21 protein-coding genes and 1 riboswitch are annotated in these 22,095 nt (G+C 66.1%); of the genes, 5 read left to right on the top strand and 16 right to left on the bottom strand.

Features of this window, described 5'->3' with window-relative positions; genetic code table 11:
• Positions 1 to 10 precede the first annotated feature (10 nt).
• Positions 11 to 1,525: a tripartite tricarboxylate transporter permease gene (locus ACP15R_RS05470; protein WP_424985380.1), complete on the top strand. Its 1,515-nt coding sequence runs from the start codon at positions 11 to 13 to the stop codon at positions 1,523 to 1,525.
• Between the two features lie 32 nt (positions 1,526 to 1,557).
• Positions 1,558 to 3,315 (top strand): hypothetical protein, encoded by a 1,758-nt coding sequence (locus tag ACP15R_RS05465; RefSeq protein ID WP_424985379.1) that lies wholly within the window; start codon positions 1,558 to 1,560, stop codon positions 3,313 to 3,315.
• A 12-nt stretch (positions 3,316 to 3,327) separates the two neighbouring features.
• Here ACP15R_RS05465 and ACP15R_RS05460 read toward each other — a convergent pair whose 3' ends face one another.
• Positions 3,328 to 3,852, bottom strand: coding sequence for a porin family protein (locus tag ACP15R_RS05460; RefSeq protein WP_424985378.1), 525 nt, complete (start codon positions 3,850 to 3,852; stop codon positions 3,328 to 3,330).
• A gap of 100 nt (positions 3,853 to 3,952) precedes the next feature.
• Positions 3,953 to 4,942, bottom strand: coding sequence for an NAD(P)H-quinone oxidoreductase (locus ACP15R_RS05455; protein WP_424985377.1), 990 nt, complete (start codon positions 4,940 to 4,942; stop codon positions 3,953 to 3,955).
• A gap of 189 nt (positions 4,943 to 5,131) precedes the next feature.
• Here ACP15R_RS05455 and cobO point away from each other — a divergent pair, with 189 nt between their 5' ends.
• Positions 5,132 to 5,740, top strand: a complete 609-nt coding sequence (gene cobO, locus ACP15R_RS05450) for a cob(I)yrinic acid a,c-diamide adenosyltransferase (protein ID WP_424985376.1) — start codon at positions 5,132 to 5,134, stop codon at positions 5,738 to 5,740.
• Positions 5,741 to 5,758: 18 nt separating this feature from the next.
• The gene (locus tag ACP15R_RS05445) at positions 5,759 to 7,192 is read left to right on the top strand and encodes a cobyric acid synthase (RefSeq protein WP_424985375.1); all 1,434 of its coding nucleotides are present in this window, start codon (positions 5,759 to 5,761) and stop codon (positions 7,190 to 7,192) included.
• On the opposite strand, the gene cobF is transcribed toward ACP15R_RS05445, so the two are convergent.
• The 7 genes from cobF to cbiE form a co-directional block, all read right to left on the bottom strand.
• Entirely contained in the window at positions 7,189 to 7,929 is a 741-nt protein-coding gene (cobF, locus tag ACP15R_RS05440) for a precorrin-6A synthase (deacetylating) (RefSeq protein WP_424985374.1), read from the bottom strand. The genes ACP15R_RS05445 and cobF overlap by 4 nt on opposite strands.
• 62 nt (positions 7,930 to 7,991) lie before the next feature.
• The gene (locus ACP15R_RS05435; RefSeq protein WP_424985373.1) at positions 7,992 to 8,669 is read right to left on the bottom strand and encodes an energy-coupling factor ABC transporter permease; all 678 of its coding nucleotides are present in this window, start codon (positions 8,667 to 8,669) and stop codon (positions 7,992 to 7,994) included.
• Between the two features lie 47 nt (positions 8,670 to 8,716).
• Positions 8,717 to 8,908: riboswitch (cobalamin riboswitch) on the bottom strand.
• Between the two features lie 36 nt (positions 8,909 to 8,944).
• Complete coding sequence (gene cobA / locus ACP15R_RS05430; RefSeq protein WP_424985372.1) at positions 8,945 to 9,664, bottom strand: uroporphyrinogen-III C-methyltransferase; 720 nt, start codon at positions 9,662 to 9,664, stop codon at positions 8,945 to 8,947.
• The gene (locus tag ACP15R_RS05425; RefSeq protein ID WP_424985371.1) at positions 9,661 to 10,977 is read right to left on the bottom strand and encodes a cobyrinate a,c-diamide synthase; all 1,317 of its coding nucleotides are present in this window, start codon (positions 10,975 to 10,977) and stop codon (positions 9,661 to 9,663) included. Before ACP15R_RS05425 ends, cobA begins: the two co-directional genes overlap by 4 nt.
• A complete protein-coding gene (gene cobM, locus ACP15R_RS05420) occupies positions 10,970 to 11,764 on the bottom strand; it encodes a precorrin-4 C(11)-methyltransferase (RefSeq protein WP_424985370.1) in 795 nt (264 codons plus the stop codon). Before cobM ends, ACP15R_RS05425 begins: the two co-directional genes overlap by 8 nt.
• The gene (locus ACP15R_RS05415) at positions 11,761 to 12,144 is read right to left on the bottom strand and encodes a cobalamin biosynthesis protein (protein ID WP_424985369.1); all 384 of its coding nucleotides are present in this window, start codon (positions 12,142 to 12,144) and stop codon (positions 11,761 to 11,763) included. The genes cobM and ACP15R_RS05415 overlap by 4 nt, the downstream gene beginning before the upstream one ends.
• Positions 12,126 to 13,325, bottom strand: coding sequence for a precorrin-6y C5,15-methyltransferase (decarboxylating) subunit CbiE (cbiE, locus tag ACP15R_RS05410; RefSeq protein ID WP_424985368.1), 1,200 nt, complete (start codon positions 13,323 to 13,325; stop codon positions 12,126 to 12,128). The genes ACP15R_RS05415 and cbiE overlap by 19 nt, the downstream gene beginning before the upstream one ends.
• Between cbiE and ACP15R_RS05405 the strand changes: the two genes are divergently transcribed.
• Positions 13,324 to 14,076 (top strand): cobalt-precorrin-6A reductase, encoded by a 753-nt coding sequence (locus tag ACP15R_RS05405; protein WP_424985367.1) that lies wholly within the window; start codon positions 13,324 to 13,326, stop codon positions 14,074 to 14,076. The genes cbiE and ACP15R_RS05405 overlap by 2 nt on opposite strands.
• Here ACP15R_RS05405 and cobJ read toward each other — a convergent pair.
• The 7 genes from cobJ to ACP15R_RS05370 are packed head-to-tail and all read right to left on the bottom strand — an operon-like array spanning position 14,049 to position 22,034.
• Positions 14,049 to 14,801 carry a precorrin-3B C(17)-methyltransferase gene (gene cobJ, locus ACP15R_RS05400; protein ID WP_424985366.1) on the bottom strand — a complete coding sequence of 251 codons (753 nt, stop codon included), beginning with the start codon at positions 14,799 to 14,801 and terminating at the stop codon, positions 14,049 to 14,051. The two genes, ACP15R_RS05405 and cobJ, sit on opposite strands and share 28 nt — an antisense overlap.
• Positions 14,798 to 15,526: a precorrin-2 C(20)-methyltransferase gene (locus tag ACP15R_RS05395; RefSeq protein WP_424985365.1), complete on the bottom strand. Its 729-nt coding sequence runs from the start codon at positions 15,524 to 15,526 to the stop codon at positions 14,798 to 14,800. The genes cobJ and ACP15R_RS05395 overlap by 4 nt, the downstream gene beginning before the upstream one ends.
• Entirely contained in the window at positions 15,523 to 16,152 is a 630-nt protein-coding gene (locus ACP15R_RS05390) for a precorrin-8X methylmutase (RefSeq protein WP_424985364.1), read from the bottom strand. Before ACP15R_RS05390 ends, ACP15R_RS05395 begins: the two co-directional genes overlap by 4 nt.
• The gene (gene cobG, locus ACP15R_RS05385) at positions 16,152 to 17,279 is read right to left on the bottom strand and encodes a precorrin-3B synthase (protein ID WP_424985363.1); all 1,128 of its coding nucleotides are present in this window, start codon (positions 17,277 to 17,279) and stop codon (positions 16,152 to 16,154) included. The genes ACP15R_RS05390 and cobG overlap by 1 nt, the downstream gene beginning before the upstream one ends.
• Entirely contained in the window at positions 17,276 to 20,572 is a 3,297-nt protein-coding gene (gene cobN / locus ACP15R_RS05380; RefSeq protein ID WP_424985362.1) for a cobaltochelatase subunit CobN, read from the bottom strand. Before cobN ends, cobG begins: the two co-directional genes overlap by 4 nt.
• A gap of 15 nt (positions 20,573 to 20,587) precedes the next feature.
• Positions 20,588 to 21,643, bottom strand: a complete 1,056-nt coding sequence (gene cobW, locus ACP15R_RS05375; protein WP_424985361.1) for a cobalamin biosynthesis protein CobW — start codon at positions 21,641 to 21,643, stop codon at positions 20,588 to 20,590.
• Between the two features lies 1 nt (position 21,644).
• Entirely contained in the window at positions 21,645 to 22,034 is a 390-nt protein-coding gene (locus ACP15R_RS05370) for a DUF1636 family protein (RefSeq protein WP_424985360.1), read from the bottom strand.
• Positions 22,035 to 22,095 lie beyond the last annotated feature (61 nt).

Genomic DNA, 22,095 nt, shown 5'->3' with positions numbered 1-22,095 from the left:
GACTAAGGCCATGGAAATTCTGGGGCTACTCACTGACGGCATTCTGACGTCGCTCATGCCGATCAACATCTTGCTGATATTGGTCGGGGTGACGCTGGGTCTTTTCATCGGGGCGATGCCGGGGCTGGGGTCGGTGAACGGCGTGGCGATCCTGCTGCCGATCACCTTCCTGGTGCCGCCGGGATCCGCGATCATCTTTCTCGCCGCGATCTATTACGGGGCGATGTATGGCGGCGCGATCAGCTCGATCACCCTGGGCATTCCGGGTGCCTCGACCGCGGTTGCCACCACTTTTGACGGCCGCCCGCTGGCGATGAAGGGGCGGGCGAGCCTGGCGCTGGTCACGGCGGCGCTGGCCTCGTTCATCGGCGGCACGGTGTCCAACGTGCTGTTCACGGTTTTTGCCCCGCTGCTGGCCAAGGTGGCGCTGATCTTTGGCCCACCCGAGATCTTTGCCCTGATGCTGCTGGCCTTTGCCACGTTTGTCGGGCTGGGGGGCGACGACATTCCCAAGACAATTCTGTCGATCTGTCTGGGGCTGGTGTTTGCCGCCGTCGGGTTTGACGAGATCTCCGGCGCGCCGCGGCTGGTGTTCTTTGACATCTCGGGCTTTTTGCACGGCATCAACTTCCTCGTGCTTGCCATTGGTGTCTATGGCATCGGCGAGATGATCTGGACCATCGAGAGCACGCGGGGAGAGATCACCACGACCGAGGCCAAGATGTCGGTCAAGGGGATCGTCGATGACTCCAAAGAAGGCATGAAACGCGGCTGGAAGGGCACGGCGATCGGCTCGGTGCTCGGTTTCTTTGTCGGCATCCTGCCGGCTGCGGGGGCAACGCCCGGATCGCTCATGTCCTATGGTGTTGCCAAGCTGGTCGCCAAGCGGCCCGAGGAGTTTGGCAAGGGGCATCCCGGCGGAGTCGCCGCGCCCGAAGCGGCCAACAACTCGGCCTCGACCGGGGCCATGCTGCCGATGCTGACACTGGGTATTCCCGGCTCGCCCACCACCGCGATCCTGCTGGGTGGTATGGTGATCTGGGGGCTGACACCGGGGCCGCGCCTGTTCACCGACCAGCCGGACTTCGTCTGGGGTCTGATCGGGTCATTCTACATCTCGAACCTGTTCGCGGTCATCGTGAACCTGGCCTTCATCCCGCTGTTCATCTGGATGCTGCGCATGCCGTTCACCGTGCTGGCACCGCTGATCTTTGTGCTGTCGGTTGTGGGTGGATACGCGGCGACGCAGGACATGCATGATGTCTGGCTGATGCTGTTCTTCGGGTTCGGCGCGTTCTTCCTGCGCAAGCTGGACTACCCGCTCGCCCCCGCGGTTCTGGCCATTGTGCTGGGGCCGATTGCCGAGCCGACCCTGCGGCAGTCGCTGCTGTTGTCATCCGGTGATGCGACGATCTTTTTCACCCGGCCGATTGCCGGCCCGATCACGGTTATCGCGATCATCCTGATCCTGTTGCCGCTCATCAAGGCCATCCGTGACCGGGCGCGCCGGGCGAGCGAGGCCTAGGTCGCGGAACACACCAAACCGGAGGAACGGTCATGACGGACACGAGCAAAGAGTTCCACGCATGGAATCCGGGGCTGAACTCGGAAATTCCGGCGCAGCTGATGCCGATGGTCACGCTCTACCGCCCCGAGGCTTCTACCGTATCCTATTCCGAGGCCAAGGAGGCCTCGGAATTCTGCGGACGCAAGCCCATGGAAATGAACGCCTTTACCGCGCGGCGGTTGGTTCGGCATGAATTGCTGATCCGGCTGATGGCCGATATCAATATCCCGGACGGGCCGGAATACCCGGAACTGGGCGAGCATCTGCGCGCGATGGCGCAGACCATTCTGGAGGGGTACATCGAACCCAGGATGGCATCGCTCGAGCTTGAATTCGACCGCTTGCGCGAACGGATCTCCCAACGCCTTGCGGCGCGGCTCGAACAGGATGTCTATGCGCGCGGCCCGGCAGATCAGGGCAGGGCCGAGGGGTTGCTGGCGCGGCTTGGCCTGCAAAAGCCCAAGCCCGGCGAGGCCCCCGAAGCGCCGGAAATCCTGGCGCTGGTGCAATGGAAAGACGAGGTGGACCGCCCCGGCGACGCCTTTGAACGCGCCTGTCTCGGGGGGCTGCTTGCGATTGTCGGCGGGATCGTCGGCCAGCGGGGGCGGTTGTTCGCCGAGCGCGATCTGGTGTTGAAATGGGCGACCAACTGGGTCTCGAACAGCTATGGCACCCACCGGATCGGCCAGCAGATTCAGCCCCTGATCAAAGAGGCCGTGCGCCGCGAAGGGTATCGCACCCTGCCGTTCCAGTCCGCGCCGCTCTTCATGAGTGTCAAGGGCGGCCCCGGCGCGGGCAAGAGCACCCTGCGCCCGCTCCAGCGCGAGCTGGCAGGGCGGTTGAACGTTCCGTGGGAGGATTTCGCCAAGATCAGCCCGGATTATTGCCGCAAGTTCCTGCTTGATTACGATAGCCTCGGGGCAGATTTTCGCTATGCCTCGTCCTTCACCGCGCAAGAGCTCGAGATCATAGACCGCAAGATCGATGGCTACATGGAGGCCAAGGCGGCCAATTCCGAAATGCCGCATGTGCTGGTTGACCGGTTCCGTTTCGACAGCTTCATGCCGGCACCCTACCAGAAACCCGGCGGTACCCTGCTCAGCCGCTTTGCCGACACGGTTTACCTGTTCTTCATGATCACGCCGCCCCAGGATACGGTCGAACGGGCCTGGCAGCGCGGGCTCAAGACCGGACGGTACAAGGCGCTTGACGACATGTTGCATTTCAATATCGAGGCGAATATCGGCATGCCCCAGCTGTTCTTCAACTGGGTCAAGAAAACCAACCAGAAAATCCATTTCGAGTTTCTGGACAACAGCGTGCCGCTTGGGGAGCGCCCAAGGACGGCGGCGTTTGGCTGGAATGACAGCATCACCATACTTGACCCCGATTGCATGCGCAGCATGGGGCGCTATCACAATATCAACATCGAAGCGCGCAGCCCGCAGGAGGTACTGTTGCCCGGCGATCCCCCCGGCCAGGACATCCTCGCGGAGTGCATGATGCGGGTGGCCAATGTCACCTTTGCCGATCAGGCGAGCCTCGAGGTCGGAGCGCAGATCCGGGATGGCACCTGTTTCTATGCGCGCGAGGGGTATCTTGACGGCCTGTCGCTGGGCGGTATCTGCAAGCGTCTTGCCGAACGGGCAGGACGCAGCGCTATGGTTTCCTCGGATGCATCGGGCGCGATGCCTGTGGACATCGATGCGGATCGGAAATTCACCGTTGGCACGTGGGGCGGCGATTGATCGGCGCGCGGTTCAGAACTGAAAGGCGACCCGAACGCGCAGGGCCGAAATCTCCATGTCGAGCCCCTTGAACTCGTAGGAATCGCGCAACCACTCGGCGCCGACCGTCAGCGAGTCATTCACGCTGTAGTCAAGGCCCAGGCTGACTGCGGTTCCGTCTTCGTTGTTGCCGGTGCCGTCGCCGATCTCGGAATAGCCATAGGTGCCGTAAACCAGTACCGACCCCAGGTCATAGCCCAGCTTGGCCTTGACCCGCCGGGCCATCAGGTCGTGTTCAAACGGCATTTCCGAGTAGTTCAGCTTGTCGATATTCAGCTCCGCACCCAGCAGCACGCCGGGGCCGAAGACGTGGTTATACCCGGCAATCAATCCATATGTGCCGGAATCCTCGGTCATGGTTCTGCCGAAATAGGTCATCTCGGTGTCGATCTTGCCAATCTGCGCCCCGGCATAGAACCCCGACCAGTCCTCGGCCGAGGCAATGGGCGAAGCGGTTACGAGCATCAGCAATAGACCCGACCTTGTCAGGTTCTTCATCGGCGCGCTCCCCTCAGATGGCTGCCCATTGTCGATAGCACAGCCAGAGGGCGAGTGAACCTCGCCATTTATGGGGATGGTTGCGTGACCTCCCGGGCGGTCAACCGGTGGGCGAGAGCAGAATCTTGCCCCGATGCGCGGCCTTTTCCATCATGTCATGGGCCTCTGCCGCCGCGTCGAACCCAAAGACACGATGGGTCTGCGCCGAAAGCTGCCCGGTAGCGAACATTGGCCAGACCTTGTCGCGCAGGTCGCCGGCGATCTCGGTCTTGAAGCTCTCGGGGCGCGAGCGCAGGGTCGACCCGGTATAGACCAGCCGCTTGAGCATGATCGGCATGAGGTTGATTTCGACCTTGGACCCGGCGTTGAACGCCAGTTGCACGATGCGGGCATCCGGGCTGGCGGCCTTGACGTTGCGGGCGACATAGTCGCCGCCGATGATGTCAAGAACAAGGTTCGCACCGCCTGCATCGCGCACCACGTCGACAAAATCCTCGTTATGAAAATTGATGGCCCTCTCGGCTCCAAGACCTTGCACATAGGTGCAATCATCGGAATTGGCACAGGTGGTAAAGACCCGCATGCCCAGTGCCTTGCCCAGCTGGATCGCGGTTGACCCGATGCCCCCCGCGCCGCCATGTACCAGCAACAGCTTGCCTTGCGGATCCGGCTGACGATGGAACAGGTTGCTCCATACGGTGAAATAGGTCTCGCACAGACCGGCGGCATCCTGTTCGCTGACCGCCTCGGGAAGCGGCAGGCAATGCCCGGCATCGACGGCGACATATTCCGCATACCCGCCGCCATTGGTCAGGGCGCAGACCCGGTCGCCGATTGCCCAGCCTGTCACCGCGGACCCCTTGGCACAGATTTCCCCGGACACTTCGAGGCCGAGCAGGTCGGAGGCCCCCTTGGGCGGCGGATAATGCCCGCGCCGCTGCACGAGGTCTGGGCCATTGACCCCGGCGGCGGTGACGCGGACCAGAACCTCGCCATCGCGCGGGGTCGGCACGGCGCGTTCTCCCGCGATCAGCACCTCGGGTTTGCCGGGTTCGCGCATCTCTACCGTCTTCATGGTTTCAGGCAGCATGAAATCCTCTCCCGGTCAGGTCAATCCGTATGGGGCAAAGTCTAAGATTTTCAATGGAATATGGCAATTGCAAACCACGTTATGCAGGGGCCGGTCGCGGAAAAATTCCGCATAGGGACCATCGCGTTCCCCGGGGCGCTGGTATAGACAGGATCAACAGCACTTCGCCGCCACGCACAGGACAGAGCCATGCAAGACGAGAACGCCCGCCACCGCGAAAAGATGCGCAAGATCAAGGCCGCGCGCGACCGGATGATGGCGACCAAGACAGACAGGAAAGGGCTGGTGATCGTGCATACCGGACCGGGCAAGGGCAAGTCCTCGTCAGGCTTTGGCATGGTGATGCGGTGCATCGCCCATGGCATGCCCTGCGCCGTGGTGCAGTTCATCAAGGGCAACTGGAAAACCGGCGAGGCGGATTTCCTGCGCGAACGGTTCGCCGATGAATGTACCTTTGTGATTTCGGGCGAAGGATTTACCTGGGAGACCCAGGACCGCGAGCGTGACATTGCCGCCGCCCAGGCCGGATGGGCCAGGGCAAAAGAGCTGATCCGCGACCCGGATATCCGCTTTGTTCTGCTGGACGAGATCAACATCGCGCTGCGCTATGATTATCTGGACATTGACGAGGTGGTCGATTTCCTGCTGACCGAGAAACCCGCGATGACCCACGTGGTGCTGACCGGCCGGAATGCCAAGCCTGAATTGATCGAGGCGGCGGACCTGGTGACCGAGATGACCCTTGTGAAACACCCGTTCCGCGATGGCATCAAGGCGCAGGCCGGCGTGGAGTTCTGACCGGTCGTGCCGGCTTTGATGATCCAGGGAACCGGTTCGAATGTGGGGAAATCCATGTTGGTGGCGGGGTTGTGCCGGGCGGCGCGGCGGCGGGGGCTGTCGGTCGCGCCGTTCAAGCCGCAGAACATGTCCAACAATGCCGCCGTCACCGCAGACGGTGGCGAAATCGGGCGCGCACAGGCGATGCAGGCACTGGCCTGCGGGCTTGAGCCGCATACCGACATGAACCCGGTGCTACTTAAGCCCGAAACCGACATGGGTGCCCAGGTGGTGGTTCAGGGGCAGTATCGCACCACCGCGCGGGCGCGGGAATACGCGGAGCTCAAACCGGCGCTGCTGCAGGCGGTGCTCGAGAGTTTCAACCGCCTCGGGGCGGCGCATGACCTGGTGATCGTCGAGGGTGCAGGCAGCCCCGCCGAGGTCAATCTGCGCAAAGGGGACATTGCCAATATGGGCTTTGCGGTGGCCGCCGGTGTGCCGGTCGTGCTCGCCGGGGATATCGACCGGGGCGGGGTGATCGCCCAGATGGTCGGTACCCGCGCGGTTCTGTCAGATCAGGACAGGGCAACGGTTGCCGGGTTCCTGATCAACAAGTTTCGCGGTGATCCGCGCCTCTTTGACGATGGCTATGATCTGATCCGGGCGCAGACCGGATGGCAGGGGTTTGGCGTCTTGCCGTGGTTTGACGACGCCTGGAAATTGCCTGCCGAAGACGCGCTCGACATTGCGTCGGCCCCGCATACGGGTGCGTTTCACGTGGTCTGTCTGTGCCTGTCGCGGATTGCCAATTTCGACGATCTCGACCCGCTGGCGCAGGAGCCCGGCCTGACGCTGACGATGTTGCGCGCGGGCGAGCCGATCCCCGGTGATGCGGATCTGGTGATCCTGCCGGGCAGCAAATCGACCCGTGGCGATCTTGGCTTTCTGCGGGCACAGGGCTGGGACATCGATCTTGCGGCCCATGTGCGGCGTGGTGGTCATGTGCTGGGCATTTGCGGTGGCTACCAGATGCTTGGACAGATCGTGCGCGATCCGCAGGGGATCGAGGGACCGGCAGGTGAAACGCCGGGGCTGGGCCTGTTGGACGTGGCTACCGTGATGGAACCCGAAAAACGCCTGACGCGGGTCCAGGCCGAGCACCTGGCTACGGGGCAGATGTTTGATGGCTATGAGATCCATATCGGCCAGACCGGTGGCCCCGATTGCGCCCGGCCATTTGCGCGTATCGACGGCGTTGACGAGGGCGCGATCAATGGCACCGGGCGGGTGATGGGGAGCTATCTGCACGGGCTCTTTCGCCATGACGGCTTTCGCGCGGCATTCCTGTCCGGCCTTGGCGCACGCAGTTCCGGCATTCGGTATGACGCGGGCGTCGAGACCACGCTGGATGCGCTGGCCGACCATATCGAGGCGCATCTGGACCTGCCCGGATTGCTTGCGGTGGCGCGCTAGCGTCGCCGGCGCAGCAGGTAGATATCCATGATCCAGCCATGTTCGGCGCGTGCCTGCTCGCGCGTGGTCTGGATCTGACCGGCGACCTTGTCCAACGGTCCGCTGAGCAAAAGCTCCTGGTCCATGCCCACATAGGCCCCCCACCAGATATCGTATTGGGTGGCATCGAGGCTGTGAAACGAACATTCCCCGTCAAGCATGACCATCGCAGTGTCGGTGCCTTGCGGCCAGCCATTGTCGCGCAATTGCCGGCCCGTCGTCACCACGAACGGCGCGCCAAGTTCGTTGGCCGGAATGGCATGGGCGGCGGTCAGTGCCTGCAAGGCCGTGATGCCCGGAATGACCCGGGTGCGGGGGCGCGGATCAAGGCGCGCGGCAATGCGCAGCGAACTGTCATAAAGCGACGGATCGCCCCAGACCAACAGGGCAACGACCCGTGCCTCGGGGCAGGTATCGATCGCCGCCTGCCATCGCGCCGCGATCGCGTCATGCCATGCATCCACCCCGCGCAGATACCCGTCATCGGCGCGGCGTTGCGGGATGTCGAAATAAGCGATGCGCGGCGGTTGCTCCGTCACGTTGGCGATGATGGTTTCGCGCAGCCCGGCAAGGTCCGATTTCCCGGCCCCCTTGCGCGGGATCAGGATCAGGTCGGCGCAGCGGATCGCCTCGGCCCCCTGGCGGGTCAGGTGGTCCGGGTTTCCCGAGCCGATTCCGATCAGCAACAAGTCTTGCATGGCAAACAAAAGGCCCCGTCGCGCAACCGGACGAGGCCCCCCTCTCTTTATGTCGTGGGTTCCTATGCGGGGTTGTGCAGGCGATCCGTGACCAACGCGGAGTCCCGCAAGCCCTTGATCGACTTGGCCCCGGCGAGCACGGCAAGGTCGATCAGCGGTTCGATCAGCACGACCATCATGTAGGCGATCCCAAAGCTGGCCACCGACGCAAAGCTCTCGGCCCCGACGCCCTGGCCATAAAAGGCCCAGAACGCCACCCAGGCAACAACGCCACCCTGATAGGCCGCCGACAGCTTGAACACATCCATGTATTTCAGGTCGACATAGGCCACGTCCTGCGGCACGGCCCGGCGCGCCATGGCCCCGATTGCAAAGAGCGGCACCAGCAGCGTGGTGATGTTGACGAAATACATCGGCATGTCACTGGGCGCAAAGAACAGGCCCTGTATCGCCAGCCCGGCGGCAAGGCCGACGGCGGCGGGGGCGATCCCCAGGATCAGCAGCAAGGTCGTGCCCAGGATAAAGTGCACCTCGGAAACCCCGACGGGGAAATGCGGCAGGACTTCGAAAAATATGAAAACCGCCAGCGTGGCAATCACGCTGCGCGCCACAAGGGACGGCAAAGAGCGGGTTTTCAACTCGTCCGCGATGAGTTTCAGCGAATAGCCAGCGGCGGCTGCCGCGGTGCTATAGGCCAGGACCATCTTGGCGCCATGTACGATTCCGGGTTCGATATGCATGTTCTGTCTCCTTACCGCCAACCCCGGCGGATTGCGTGGCCGCCAGCGCGGCCGGTTTCTCCACGGCAGGTTTCCTGACTTTCGGATCGGCGCATGCGCTGAACCTTCCCGGCGATATGCCAGTGGTTAGCTTCGCACATGCTCCCCGATTACAGTTGCGGGGGCAGTCCGGGCATTTCACCCTGTTCCCTATTATCCCGGGCCTTGCGGGCACGGGCACCGTGTTCCCTTTCATGGGTGACAGCACCGTCTTGCGTCAAGTCCAAAACCGGCAATCAGCCCTCTGCCAGCGGCCCGTACAGGATCAGCGCCGGTGCCGAGCCGCGTTCCCCGCCCAACCGTTCTGCCAGGGCCGAGATGGTGGTGCGGTGCAGCGCCTGTTCGGCTGTGCCCACGGCTTCGGCCAGCAGCGCGGGGGTGTCTGCCGCCAGCCCGTGTGCGATCAGCATCTCCGCCAGCCTTGGAAAGGTGCGCTTGCCCATGAACACCACGGTTGTGGCCTGATCATCCGCGAGTGCGGCCATGTTCAGATCCTCGGGCAATTCGCCGGCAACATCATGACCGGTCACGAATTGCACCCGCCGTGCCGTCAGACGGCGGGTCAGCGGTATGCCCGCCGCCGCCGCCGCCGCGCAGGCCGAAGGGATGCCGGGAATGATCTCATAGGCAATCCCCGCGTCGCGCAGTGCGACAAGCTCTTCTTCGAGCCGTCCGAACATGCCGCCATCCCCGGATTTCAGGCGCACCACCCGCGCACCGCCCTTGGCATAGTCAACCAACAGGCGGCTGACATGGTCCTGCTTGGGCGAGGGGCGCCCGGCGCGCTTGCCAACCCCGACGAGATCGGCCCCGGCCCCCGCATGCGACAGGATCGGGCCCGAGGACAGGTCGTCAAACAGGATGGCATCGGCATGTTTCATCCGGTCCACGGCCTTCAGCGTCATCAATTCCGGGTCTCCGGGCCCGGACCCGACAAAGGAAACAAACCCGCTCATGCCACGGCCTCCGCGATCAGGTGAAAGAACGTGCCGGTGACATTGCCCCGTATCGAACCGGTCTCGGGAACCGTGGCCCCCTCGGCATCGGTGACATCCGCAAGCGGCCTGTCCGGCTGCTCGAGAATGGTGGAATAATGGAACTCGTGCCCGCGCAGCGCGGAACCGGCTGCAAAGCCGGGCATCGCCGTGGCCAGCGTCGCCTTGCGATAGCCAAGGTGGAATTTGCGCTTCTCATAAGACGTGACCAGCCCGAGCAGCCCGGCCATCCGGTGCCGCTTACCCTCCTTGTCGATCAGCGCCTCGCCAAGCGCCATGTAGCCGCCGCATTCCCCGTGCACCGGGCGGGTTTGCGCATGGTGCCGCAGCCCGGTCAGGAACCGGCTCGCTGCGGCGATCCGCCCGGCATGGAGTTCGGGATAGCCGCCGGGCAGCCAGACCAGGTCGGCATCCGGTGCGGGCGGTTGGTCCTCCAGCGGGGAAAACGGAAGGATCTCGGCCCCGGCGGCACGCCACCCGGCCAGCAAATGCGGGTAGGTGAAAGAGAATGCCGCGTCCTGCGCCAGGGCGATCCGTTGCGCGGGCGGTCGCGGCAGCGCGGCCGACGAGGGCCCATCGGGGCCCGAGGAGGCCGCCGCCCGGAGTGCGGCAAGGTCCACATGGTCGCGCAGGAACGCGGCATATCCTGCAATCGCACTTTCAAGGTCGGGATGTTCGACCGCCTGGATCAACCCCAGATGCCGTTCCGGCAGCATGAGATCCCCGCGCCGGGGCAACACCCCCAGCACCGGCAAGCCGGCCCGCTCCATCCCCAGCCGGGTCAGGCGCTCGTGCCGGGGGCTGGCGACCCGGTTCAGGATCACGCCGGCAAAGGGCAGATCGGGGTTGTAACGCCGAAACCCGAGCGCCGTGGCCGCGGCCGATTGCGCCTGTCCACCCACATCCAGTACAAGAACAACCGGCCAGCCCATGCGCAGGGCGGTTTCGGCGCTGGTGCCATGCCCGGTCTCACCCGGCTTTGCCACCCCGTCAAACAGCCCCATCGAGCCTTCGGCAATCACGATATCCGCACCTGCCGCCTGCGTCGCCACCGCGTCCAGCAGCCCGTCATGCATGGCCCAGCTGTCCATGTTGAACGAGGCCCGCCCGGCCGCCGCGCGGTGAAAGGCCGGATCGATGTAGTCCGGTCCGCTCTTGAACGGTTGCACCGCCAGACCGTCCTCGGCCAGCGCCCGCAACAGGCCCAGCATCACGGTGGTCTTGCCAGTGCCCGAAGAGGGCGCGGAAATCAGCAGGCCGGGGGGGTTAGTCATCGCCATGGCTCCAGCTCGACCACGGGCTGTCGGCGCTTTGCGGCCGGTAGCGGCGATCGTAATCCTTGGAATAGAGACAGCTTTCGGTGAACCCTTCCGCCGCCAGCGCCGGCCCCACGAGGATCAGCGCCGTGCGCGAGATACCGTCATCCATCGCGTCCTTCAACGTGCCCAATGTCGCACGGATGATCCGCTCGTCAGGCCAGCTTGCCCGATAGACCACCGCCACCGGGCACGCCGCGCCATAGCCGGGAGTCAGTTCCGCGATCACGTGATCAAGATTGCCGATCGACAGGTGGATCGCCAGCGTCGCGCCAGTTGCGGCGAAGTTCGCCAGCGTTTCACCGGTCGGCATCGACGATGCCCGCCCCGGCGTGCGGGTCAGCACCACCGATTGCGCCAGCCCCGGCAGCGTCAGTTCGGTGCCCAGCGACGCGGCGGCGGCGGCAAAGGACGGCACACCCGGTGTCACGCTCACGGCGATGCCCTCGCTGCGCAGGCGGCGCATCTGTTCACCCATCGCCGACCAGACCGACAGATCACCGGAATGCAGCCGCGCAACATCCTGTCCCGCATCCGTGGCGGCCCGGCACTCGGCGATGATGGCATCGAGGTCCATCGAGGCGGTATTGACCACCCGCGCGCCGGGTGGGCAATGCGCGAGGATCTCTTCCGGCACCAGCGATCCGGCATAGAGGCACACAGGACAGGCGGCGATGATATCGCGCCCGCGCAGGGTCAGGAGGTCGGCGGCACCCGGTCCGGCACCGATGAAATGTACGGTCATGTGGTCTTTCCGATTGCAATGGCGCAGGTGGCCAGACGGTCCTGCGAGACATGGCGAGGTTCCAGAAGCCGCGCGCCCGGCCCGGCGGCGGCGAGGGCAACCGCCTCGGCGACGCTGCCGGTGCCGCGTCGCGCCAGGCTCTGCGCGGAGTGGGTGGCGGTCGAAACGGCACGCATTGCGGCGGGCGAAACCGGCTGCACCGGCAGGCCCTGCGCCCCCGTCCATTCCGTCAGACAGCCGGCATCCGCCTTGTCCTCGGGGGCCGCGACCGCGGCAACGGCGCGCCCATCTGCAGCGCGGTCAAACGCCGATTGCAGGCTGGCTTGGCTGGCGGCTGCACGAAATCCGAACCCGGCAACGATCATAGGGTAACGCTCCATTGCACCACCGGATAGGCGGATTTCCAGCCGCGTTTGCGTCCTAGCGGCTGCGCCTGCGCAAGGTTGATCCGCAACAGGTCTCCGCCATGCGCGGCCTGTGCCTCTGCCAGCAGGGTCTCGCTCTCGAGCGTCACCGCATTGGCCACCAGCCGCGTTCCCGGGAGCAGGTTGCCGACAAGCCAGGCCAGCATGTCACCCGACAGGCCACCGCCGACAAAGACCGCATTCGGCAGGGGCAGGTCGCAAATTGCGTCGGGTGCCGCGCCCGTGACCACCCGCAGATGATCCACCCCCAATTGTCGGGCGTTGCGCTCGATGCGCGCGGCCCGGTCGGCGCGGGGCTCGATGCTGGTGGCGCGCAGGCTGGGATGGGTCAGAAGCCATTCGATCGCGACGGATCCGCTGCCGCCGCCAATGTCCCAGAGATGTTCGCCGGGGCGCGGGGCAAGCGCGGCAAGCGTCAATGCGCGCATGGGGCTCTTGGTGATCTGCCCGTCGGTTTCGAAAACCCGGTCCGGCTTGCCGGCGGTCAGGGGCAGGGGCGCGCCGGCTCCGGCAACCTCGATCCCGACACAGACCGGGTGGCGGATGTCGTCAAGACCCAGCGTCGCGGCGCGGCTGCTGCGGCACCTCTCGCGCGGGCCACCCAATGCTTCGCACACATGCATGATGCTGTCGTCAAAGCCCAGCTCCGTAATCAGCGCGGCCAAATCCGCAACCGCGGCCCCGTCGCGCAGCAACACGATGGCGCGTTGTCCCGGGGCCAGATGCGGGCGGACCCGAGTCAGCGGTGCGGCATGCAGGCCCAGCGTCACCGTCTGTTCCAGCGGCCAGCCCAGCCGGGCTGCGGCGAGCGCAAAGACCGACAGGCCGGGCAGGGCACGCCATTCTTCCGCCGGCAGATGGCGCGCGATGACCGCTCCGGCCCCGAACCAGAACGGATCGCCCGAGGCAAGCACAACCACCCGCCGCCCACGCAGGCCGAGCAACCGGTCGATGCCATCGGCGAAAGGAACCGGCCATTCCAGCCGTTCGGCGTTCAGCGAGGGCAGCAGGCCAAGATGCCGGGGCGGGCCCATGACGATTTCCGCCTGATCCAGCGCTTCCCGGCTTGCAGGCGACAGCCCCGCCGGTCCATCTTCGCCCAATCCGACAATGGTCAACCACGGAGCCTCAGCCATGCCAGCCAAACTCCTGATCCTGGGCGGCACCACCGAGGCCAGCGCGCTGGCCCGCAAAGTGGCCGAGGCCGGGATGCCGGCGGTGTTTTCCTATGCCGGACGGGTGGATCGCCCGCGCGAACAGCCGGTCCCGGTGCGGGTTGGCGGCTTTGGCGGGGTCGCGGGGCTGGCGCGGTACCTGCGCGCACAGGCCATCAGCCACGTGATCGATGCCACGCACCCCTTTGCCGCGCAGATGAGCACCAATGCGGTCATGGCCTGTGCGGCAACCGGCGTGTCGCTGATCGCGCTGACCCGCGCGCCGTGGAGTGCCGGGCCGGGGGATCATTGGACGCGGGTGCCCGACATGGATGCCGCTGTCGCGGCGCTCGCCGGGCCGCCCAGACGGGTGTTCCTGGCGGTTGGGCGCATGCATCTGGCGGCCTTTGCGGCGCAACCGCAGCATCGCTACCTGCTGCGGTTGGTCGACCGGCCCGTTGCGCTTCCCCTGCCGGGGGCCAGCGTGGTGATTGACCGTGGCCCGTTCAGCGTGGAATCGGATATTGAGGTGTTGCGGCACCACCAGATCGAATGGGTGGTGTCCAAGAATGCCGGTGGCACCGGCGCGCGTTCCAAGATCGATGCGGCGCGGCAATTGGGGGTGCCGGTGTTGATGATCGACCGCCCAGCCATTCCCGCACGCCCCGAGGCGCAGACGCCGGCACAGGTTTTGGGCTGGCTCGCTCATTCGGGGGTGAACCTTGGGGTGTAGACGATGGTGGACCTGCTGTTGTCTACGACGCGCGTGCGGGATGAGCCGACAATCACCACGGTTCGCATATCGGCCATGTCCGGGGTCGCGTCGCCAAGGGTCGTGACGTTCAGGTGCTCGTCGGGTGTCGACACCGCCCGAGCGAACAGGATCAACCGCTCGGGCCCGCATGTGTCACGCAACAGGCGCAGCGCCTTTTCAAAGCCTTCGGGCCGGGATTTCGAGCGGGGATTGTAGAACGCCATGGCAAAATCGCCCTCTGCCGCGAGGCGCAAGCGCTTGTCGATCAGGCTCCAGGGTTTGAGATTGTCGCTCAGGTTGATGGCGCAGAAATCATGGCCCAGCGGCGCACCGGCACGGGCGGCGGCGGCCAGCATGGCGGTGATGCCGGGCAGGACCGATATGTCGAGCGCGCGCCAGCTTGCCGGTCCGGCCTCGAGGGCCTCGAACACCGCCGCCGCCATGGCAAAGACGCCGGGATCGCCGGATGATACGACCACGACCCGCCGCCCCTGTGCCGCCAACTCCAGCGCATGGCGCGAGCGGTCCAGTTCCACGCGGTTGTCGCTGGCGTGCAGGGTCAGCCCGTCGCGCGGTGCGATGCGGGCGACATAGGGGATATAGCCGATCACATCGGTGGCCTGCGCCAGCGCCTCGGTCACTTCGGGCGTGACAAGCGCGTCCTTGCCCGGGCCCAGACCGGCGATACGGACCCAGCCGCTCATGGTCTGCGCCCCTGCCCATGCACAAGGATGATCGAGAAATAGGGGGCGGCGACGCTTGTGACATCGCGCAGCGGGGTCACGCTCTGGTTGGGCATGGCGGCGTGTTCCACCAGCCAGGCCCGGTCTGCAAGGCCGGTACGGGTCAGCGCGCGGCACACCTTGTCGAAATTGCGCCCGATCTTCATCACCACCAGCGCGTCGGTATCGGTCATGTGCCGCACCAGAGCGTCCTCGGGCAGGGTGCCCATCAGCACGGTCAGAACATCGTCGCCCCAGGTGATCGGGGTTCCCGTCGCCGTCCATGCGCCGGACATGCCGGTCACCGCGGGCACGACATTCACCGGAACCTTGCCGTGCAGGCGGCTGTAGAGATGCATGAAAGAGCCGTAGAAAAACGGATCCCCCTCGCACAGCACGACGACATCCTCGCCCGCCCGCGCCAGCGCGCGCAGATGTTCGGTGCAACCGGCATAGAATTCCGACAGCATCTGGTTATAGCGCGGATCGCTCAGCGGGATTTCCGTGGTCACGGGATATTCCATCGGGAATTCCACGGCGTTTTCCGGCAGCAGGCCGTCAACCGTGGCCCGCGCCCGGCCCACATGTCCGGCCTTGCGGAAATAGGCCACGTGGCGGGCGCTGCGCAGCAGCCGGTCGGCGCGCACGCTCATCAGGTCGGGATCGCCGGGGCCCAGCCCGACGCCGTAGATTGTGCCGCCGCTCATTCGGCGCGGCTCGCGATGGCGTTGACCGCGGCGACAGTGATCGCGGAACCGCCCAACCGGCCCTTGACGATGCAGCAGGGCACCGGCTGTGCCTGCCACAGGGCGTCCTTGCTCTCGACCGCGCCGACGAACCCCACGGGGCAGCCGATGATCGCGGCCGGGCGCGGGCAGTCGGGGTCTTCCAGCATGTTCAACAGGTGAAACAGCGCGGTCGGCGCGTTGCCGATTGCAACCACGGCCCCCGCAAGGCGGGGGCGCCACAGTTCCAGCGCGGCGGCCGAACGGGTATTGCCCATGCCAGCCGCCAGCGCCCGCACGCGCGGGTCATGCAGGGTGCAGATGATTTCGTTATCGGCGGGCAGGCGCGCAACCGTGATGCCCTCGCTGACCATGCGGGCATCGCAAAGCAGCGGCGCGCCATTGTCCAGCGCGGCGCGGGCGGCGGCGACGAAACCGTCGGAAAACTGGACGAATTCTTCCAGCCCGACCATTCCGGCGGCGTGGATCATGCGCACCGCGACCTGTTCTTCGTCTGCGTCAAACCGGGCCAGATCGGCCTCGGCGCGAATGGTGGCAAAGGATTGCGCATAGATCGCCGCGCCATCGGTTTCGTATTCGTAGGGCATCAGGTCAGGTCCGTCAGGGTCAGCAGGTCATCGGGTGTCAGGTCACGCATCGCAGGCTCATCCCCCGTGCAGCCATGTTTTACAAGATCAAATCGCCCGGCGCGGCCCACAAGCGTCACATCCGCCGGGTTGCGGCGGGCACATCCCTTGGCGCAGCCCGAGACATGCAGGCTGCCGCGGGTCCGGGGCGCGAGCGCCCGGGCGATTTCGCGGGTCTGCACCTCGGCCTGCGGGCAATAGGGGGCTCCGGGGCAGGCATCGGCAGACAGGAGCGGATCACCGGACCGGGTCACAAAGGCACGGGAGAGGCCCGCGTCCGCGCCTTCCAGCAGGAACATCCGCCAGGGGGTGACGCGCAGGGCGCTGGCCCCGGTCTGCCGGATCAGCGTGGTCAGGGCATCGGCGTCAAGCTGTCCGAAGGGCACGCCATAAAGCGTTCCGGCATCATGCGGGCCGGGTTGGCAAGCCGGGGCACAGGCGACGGGGGCCGTGCCGCGCCACCGCCCGGGCAGCGGGTGATCGGCGGTCAATCGCGCCATGCGCCGGGTCTGCGGCGCACGGGTCTCGGCGAACCAGCGGGCCAGCGCAATCGCCTGTTCAATGGCGTCACCCTCGGTTACCGTCCGCCCGGTATCCGCCCCGTCCGCGCGCAGCAGCAGCCCGGTTGCGCTCCGCTCAAGCCGGATATCGGCAGAACCGTGCGCCAGCATACGGGCGGGTCCGGTATCGATGGCAAATCCGAACTTGGCCGGCAGCAAGGGCAAGTCTGGCAGCCGGTCGCTCAGGTCCCGCGCCAGCCGGGCCGTCAGGTCGCCGCATTCGTAAAACGGCGTCACGAGGATATTGCGCCGGGTTTCGATCGCCGGGTCCGCATCCAGCAGGTCAAGCGCCGCCAAATCCGCGAGCAGGGCGTCATGATCGGTCGCTTGCACGCCGCGCAGTTGCAGGTTGGCACGGTTGGTCAGGTCGATCATGCCATTGCCGTATCGCGCGGCGGCGGCGCACAGGCCGAGGATCTGTTCGCGTTCCAGCCGCGCGAGCCGTGGCCGCACCCGTACAACCAGCCCGTCGCCCGACATCATCGGGCGATAGGCGCCGGGGCACCAGCCCCTGACCTGCGCGCTCATGTGCCGTCCCCGATGGCGGCGCGGATGGAATTGCGCCGGGTTGTCCACAGGCCGGCGTCGTGCAGGGCGCGGAACCGGTCCTGCATGGCGCGATGTGCTTCGGGATTGGCCTCGGCGATGAAACGGTCGACCGCCGCATCCCCCAGCGTTGCGTCGTGGTAAAGGTCGAACAGGTGCGACCCCACGGCATCGGCAAGATGGGCAAAGGCGGCCATATGTTCGAGCGTTGCGGCAATTTCCGCGGCCCCTCGGAACCCGTGCCGTTGCATCCCCCTGATCCAGCCGGGATTGGCGGCGCGGGCCTGTACCACGCGGGCGATCTCTTCGGGCAGGGAGCGGGCGCGGGGTGTCGCCGGGTTGGTGTTGTCCAGATGGTAAAGCGCCGCCCCGCCGCCGGTCTGCGCCTTGGCAGCGGCAAACCCGGCTTCGTGGGTGGCATAGTCATTGGCCAGCAGCAGGTCGGTCTCGGACAGATCCTGCAAATGCACATAGGCATCGGCCCGCGCCACCCGGTCGCGGATACCATCCGGGTCGCGGGCAACATGATCGCCTTCGAGCGCAAAGCTGCTCGCTCCCAGCCACGCTTCGCCCGCTTGCGCACGGGCCTCGGCGGTATAGGTTTCCGGCAGATCGCCCATGCCCAGCCCATAGCTGCCGGGTGCGGGGCCATAGACCCGCGCGGCCGGGGCGTGGCCCGCATAGGGATTCCAGTCCGCGGCCTCGTCCCGGTCGGCGAGGGCGCGCACGGCCTGCCCGAACAGCGCGGAAAGCGTCGGGAACACGTCGCGAAACAGGCCGGACACCCGCAGCGTGACATCCAGCCGGGGGCGCTCCAGCTCGGTGATGGGCAGAATCTCGATCCCCGAAACCCGCTCGCTGCCGGTATCCCAGACAGGCCTGACCCCCAAGAGGTGCAGCGCCATGGAAAATTCCTCGCCCGCCGTGCGCATGGTGGCCGACCCCCAGAGATCGACGATCAGCCCCCTGGGGTAATCGCCTTCGTCCTGCAAATGGCGGCGCACCAGCTCTTCGGCCAGCTTGACACCCTGCGCATGGGCGCTGCGGGTCGGGACCGAGCGGGGATCGGTGGTATACAGGTTGCGCCCGGTGGGCAGCACGTCGGTCCGCCCGCGATAGGGGGAACCCGAGGGACCGGCCTTGATCCGCCGCCCGTGCAGCGCATCGATCAGGCCCGCGCGTTCGGCCTCGGCGGTCATCTGCGGGTCAAACGGGCTGGCAACCTGCGGCGCGCGGCCAAAGACATGCAGCCCGTCGCCGAACTGGCTCTCCTTGATGTCACAGACAAAGCGGTCGATCCGGGTGATCGCTTCGGCGGTGCTGCTGGCGCGATCAAGACCCAGATCGTCCTCGATCCCGATGGCCTGTGCCTCGGCCCGGATATCGGCCTGCAACCGGTCGCGGCGGCGCGGATCCAGCCCGTCGGCGTTCGAAAACTCGTCCAGCAGGGTTTCCAGCCGTATCATCCGGTCGGGTGTTTCGCTGCGGCGCAGGGGCGGCGGCACGTGGCCCAATGTCACCGCGCCGATACGCCGTTTGGCCTGTGCCGCCTCGCCGGGGTCGTTGACGATGAACGGGTAGATCACCGGCAGTTCGCCGATCAGCGCCTCGGGCCAGCAGTCATCCGACAGGGCAACCGCCTTGCCAGGCAGCCATTCCAGAGTGCCATGGGCGCCGATATGGACCAGCGCATCGGCACCGAGCGCAAGGCGCAGCCAGAGGTAGAAAGCGACATACCCATGCCGGGGCGTGCGCGACAGGTCGTGATATTCGTCATCGCGGCTTTCCGGTTGGCCGCGTTCCGGTTGCAGGGCGATGATCGCCTTGCCGCGCCGCAGGGCGACAAAGCGCATGGAACCGTCAAAACAGGCCGGGTCGTTTTCGGGCGGTCCCCAGGTCGCGGCCAGATCGTCGCGCAGCGCGTCAGGCAGGCGCGCGAGGGCGGATTTGTAGGCGTCAAGCGGCCAGTCGATCCGGGCGGTGGCAAGCGCCGTATCAAGCGCCTCGCCCGGTGTGGTATCAAAGCCCTGTTCTCGCAGATCGTCCAGGATCGCCTGTGCCGAAGCCAGCGCATCCAGCCCCACCGCATGGGCCATCTGCCAATCCTTGCCGGGATAGGTCGACAGCACCAGGACCGGCACCTTGTCCGCATCCGGTTTCCGCGCCAGCCGCACCCATCCGGCGACCCGGTCGGCTATCGCGTTGATCCGCGCGGGCATCGGATGGTGGGTATTGCGGGCGAATTGCAGTGCCTCGTCGCGCCTGTCCGGCTCCTTGAAGCTGGCGACGCCGGCAAGGATGCGCCCGTCGACCTCGGGCAGAACCACGTGCATGGCAAGGTCGGCAGGCGAAAGGCCGCGCTCGGCCTGGGTCCAGGCGGCCTGTGACGAGGTTGCGAGCGCCACCTGAAAAACCGGCACCCCGGCATTGTCCAGCGGCGACACGCCGCCCTCGCCCTTGCCGGAAAAGGCGGTGGCGTTGACGATGGCAGCGGGCGCGAGGGACTCGACCTGCCGCGCCAGCCAACCGGCCGCTTCGGGGGCCTTGAGAGAGGGAACGAACAGCGCGCCAACCTCGAACCCCCGCGCGCGGAACGCGGTGAACAGCGCCTCGATCGGGGCCAGATCCGCCGCCGCGAGATAGGCGCGGTAAAAGGTGATCAGGATGCGTGGACGCGCCCGGTCGCCGAATATCGTGGCCGGGCAGGTCACGCCCTGTTCCGGGGTCCACGCGCCCACCTGTGGCAGGGTCTTGGAGCCCAGCACCGGGCCGGCATACAGCCCTGCCGCCAGCGCGAACTGGGCCAGGGCCGCCTGTGCCGCGACGGTTCCGCCGGTGTCGCAGAGATGTTGCAGCCGCCGCAGGGTCGAGCGCGGCAGCGTCGAGAAATCGTCAAGCCGCGGGTCGGGGCGGCCATCGGCGGGCAACACCGCAACCGCCAGCCCGTTTTGCGCGGCCAGCGCCTGCACCTGCTGCAAGCCATAGGGCCAATAGGGCACCCCGCCGATCAGCCGGATCAGGATGCCCCGGGCCCCGCTCAGCGTCTGTTCCACATAGGTATCGACCGACAGCGGGTGTTTCAGCGCCGCAAGGTTGGCCAGCCGCAGCGTGGGCATCCGCCCCTCGGGGCCGCCGCCGCGATGCCAGCCCGCCGCAAAGGCGCCAAGGTCGCTGTCGGAAAAGGACAGAACCACCAGATCCGCCGGGCTCTGGCCCAGGTCGGTCGGGGTTTCCGTTTCCTCGAGCCCATGGCTTTCGCGAAAGACGACATGCATCGGCGGCGCGCTTTCCTATTCGGCGGCGACCGCGAGGCCGGTCAGCATCTCGTTGATCGCGGCGGCGTCGATGTCGTCATGCTCGGCAATCACCACGAGCCGGCCGCGACGGGCTTCGCCGGGTGTCCACGGGCGGTCATACTGGTGCCGCACACGCGCACCCACCGCCTGCACCAAGAGCCGCATGGGCTTGTCGGTCACGGCGACATACCCCTTGACCCGCAGAATGTTCCTTTCGTTGGCGAGGCGCTCGATCCGTGCAACGAGGTCGGCGGGATCGGCTTGTTCGGGCAGTTCGACAACGATGCTTTCGAAATCGTCATGTTCGTGGTCGTCGGCCCCGTCATGGTGGCTTGGGCGGGCGTCCATGTCGTCTTCGGCGGCGGCCTCAAGGCCCAGGACCACCCGCACATCAACCGCGCCCTCGGCTACCTCGACCACCGGCAGCGGGCGGGGCGCCTCGGCGGCGATGATCTCGCGCGCTTTGGCGATGCCGTCGGGGCCGGCCAGATCGGGCTTGGTCAGCAGGATGATGTCGGCACAGCTGATCTGGTCCTCGAAAACCTCGGACAGCGGGGTTTCGTGGTCGATCGAGTCATCCGCCATGCGCTGTGCATCGACGCGCGCGACATCGGGGGCAAAGCGGCCAGCGGCCACCGCCTCGGCATCGGCAAGCGCGATCACGCCATCGACGGTGATGCGGCTGCGGATATCGGGCCAGTCGAACGCCTTGAGCAGCGGTTTGGGCAGGGCCAGCCCGCTGGTCTCGATCAGGATGTGATCCGGGCGGGGATCCAGCGCCATCAGGGCTTCGATGGTGGGGATGAAATCATCGGCCACCGTGCAGCAGATACAGCCGTTGGACAGTTCCATGATGTTCTCTGCGGGGCAATCCGGGATGGCGCAGGATTTCAGGATCTCGCCATCGACGCCGACATCGCCAAACTCGTTGACGACAACGGCCAGCCGCTTGCCCTGGGGGTTCTGCATCAGGTGGCGGATCAGGGTGGTCTTGCCGGACCCGAGAAATCCGGTGATCACGGTGACGGGCAGTTTGGACAGGTCGGACATGTTACTGGTCTCCAATCGGGGGAATGCGGGCGATACAGTTCTTGCGGAAATGCACCGGGCGTTCACGCCAGGGTATCAGCCCATCGGGCGTGTCGTGATAGCGAGAGGCGACCTCGAGGATCATGTCCGCGTCACCGGTCTCGTCGAAATTGCCATAAACATAGGTCCAGCGCCCATCGCCGCCGCGCAGCACGATGGAACAGCCGCTGTCACAGTTTGACAGGCACTCGACCGGGCGCAGGGTGACGCCGGGGGGCAGCTGGCCCGCCGCCAGCGCCTCGTACAGCACGGCGCCGGGGCGCGGACCCTCGGTATCGGTGGGCATGCCCTTGCGGCAGGTCGTGCAGACCAGCAATTCGACCGGGGCGGTCCCGTTTGCAGTCTGGTTCATCCGGTCACCTTCCATCTTTGGCAGGCGGGGCGGGCGGGCAAAGCCGGGGCCGGGCCCGTCA

It is taken from the genome of Microbulbifer sp. S227A, from assembly GCF_049800935.1.
The sequence above is the reverse complement of the archived record's forward strand: the minus strand, read 5'-3'. Positions and strand labels throughout refer to the sequence as shown.

Excerpts from the sequence above, each read along its gene's own strand:
- ACP15R_RS05415 (WP_424985369.1), bottom strand. The coding sequence starts at position 12,144 with ATGGAGCGTTACCCTATGATCGTTGCCGGGTTCGGATTTCGTGCAGCC.
- ACP15R_RS05390 (WP_424985364.1), bottom strand. The coding sequence starts at position 16,152 with ATGCCCTACGAATACGAAACCGATGGCGCGGCGATCTATGCGCAATCC.
- cobA (WP_424985372.1), bottom strand. The coding sequence starts at position 9,664 with ATGAGCGGGTTTGTTTCCTTTGTCGGGTCCGGGCCCGGAGACCCGGAA.
- cobM (WP_424985370.1), bottom strand. The coding sequence starts at position 11,764 with ATGACCGTACATTTCATCGGTGCCGGACCGGGTGCCGCCGACCTCCTG.
- ACP15R_RS05455 (WP_424985377.1), bottom strand. The coding sequence starts at position 4,942 with ATGCTGCCTGAAACCATGAAGACGGTAGAGATGCGCGAACCCGGCAAA.
- cobO (WP_424985376.1), top strand. The coding sequence starts at position 5,132 with ATGCAAGACGAGAACGCCCGCCACCGCGAAAAGATGCGCAAGATCAAG.
- cobN (WP_424985362.1), bottom strand. The coding sequence starts at position 20,572 with ATGCATGTCGTCTTTCGCGAAAGCCATGGGCTCGAGGAAACGGAAACC.
- ACP15R_RS05460 (WP_424985378.1), bottom strand. The coding sequence starts at position 3,852 with ATGAAGAACCTGACAAGGTCGGGTCTATTGCTGATGCTCGTAACCGCT.
- ACP15R_RS05465 (WP_424985379.1), top strand. The coding sequence starts at position 1,558 with ATGACGGACACGAGCAAAGAGTTCCACGCATGGAATCCGGGGCTGAAC.
- cobG (WP_424985363.1), bottom strand. The coding sequence starts at position 17,279 with ATGAGCGCGCAGGTCAGGGGCTGGTGCCCCGGCGCCTATCGCCCGATG.
- ACP15R_RS05395 (WP_424985365.1), bottom strand. The coding sequence starts at position 15,526 with ATGAGCGGCGGCACAATCTACGGCGTCGGGCTGGGCCCCGGCGATCCC.
- ACP15R_RS05405 (WP_424985367.1), top strand. The coding sequence starts at position 13,324 with ATGCCAGCCAAACTCCTGATCCTGGGCGGCACCACCGAGGCCAGCGCG.
- cobJ (WP_424985366.1), bottom strand. The coding sequence starts at position 14,801 with ATGAGCGGCTGGGTCCGTATCGCCGGTCTGGGCCCGGGCAAGGACGCG.
- ACP15R_RS05370 (WP_424985360.1), bottom strand. The coding sequence starts at position 22,034 with ATGAACCAGACTGCAAACGGGACCGCCCCGGTCGAATTGCTGGTCTGC.
- cbiE (WP_424985368.1), bottom strand. The coding sequence starts at position 13,325 with ATGGCTGAGGCTCCGTGGTTGACCATTGTCGGATTGGGCGAAGATGGA.
- ACP15R_RS05435 (WP_424985373.1), bottom strand. The coding sequence starts at position 8,669 with ATGCATATCGAACCCGGAATCGTACATGGCGCCAAGATGGTCCTGGCC.
- ACP15R_RS05470 (WP_424985380.1), top strand. The coding sequence starts at position 11 with ATGGAAATTCTGGGGCTACTCACTGACGGCATTCTGACGTCGCTCATG.
- ACP15R_RS05445 (WP_424985375.1), top strand. The coding sequence starts at position 5,759 with ATGATCCAGGGAACCGGTTCGAATGTGGGGAAATCCATGTTGGTGGCG.
- ACP15R_RS05425 (WP_424985371.1), bottom strand. The coding sequence starts at position 10,977 with ATGACTAACCCCCCCGGCCTGCTGATTTCCGCGCCCTCTTCGGGCACT.
- cobW (WP_424985361.1), bottom strand. The coding sequence starts at position 21,643 with ATGTCCGACCTGTCCAAACTGCCCGTCACCGTGATCACCGGATTTCTC.
- cobF (WP_424985374.1), bottom strand. The coding sequence starts at position 7,929 with ATGCAAGACTTGTTGCTGATCGGAATCGGCTCGGGAAACCCGGACCAC.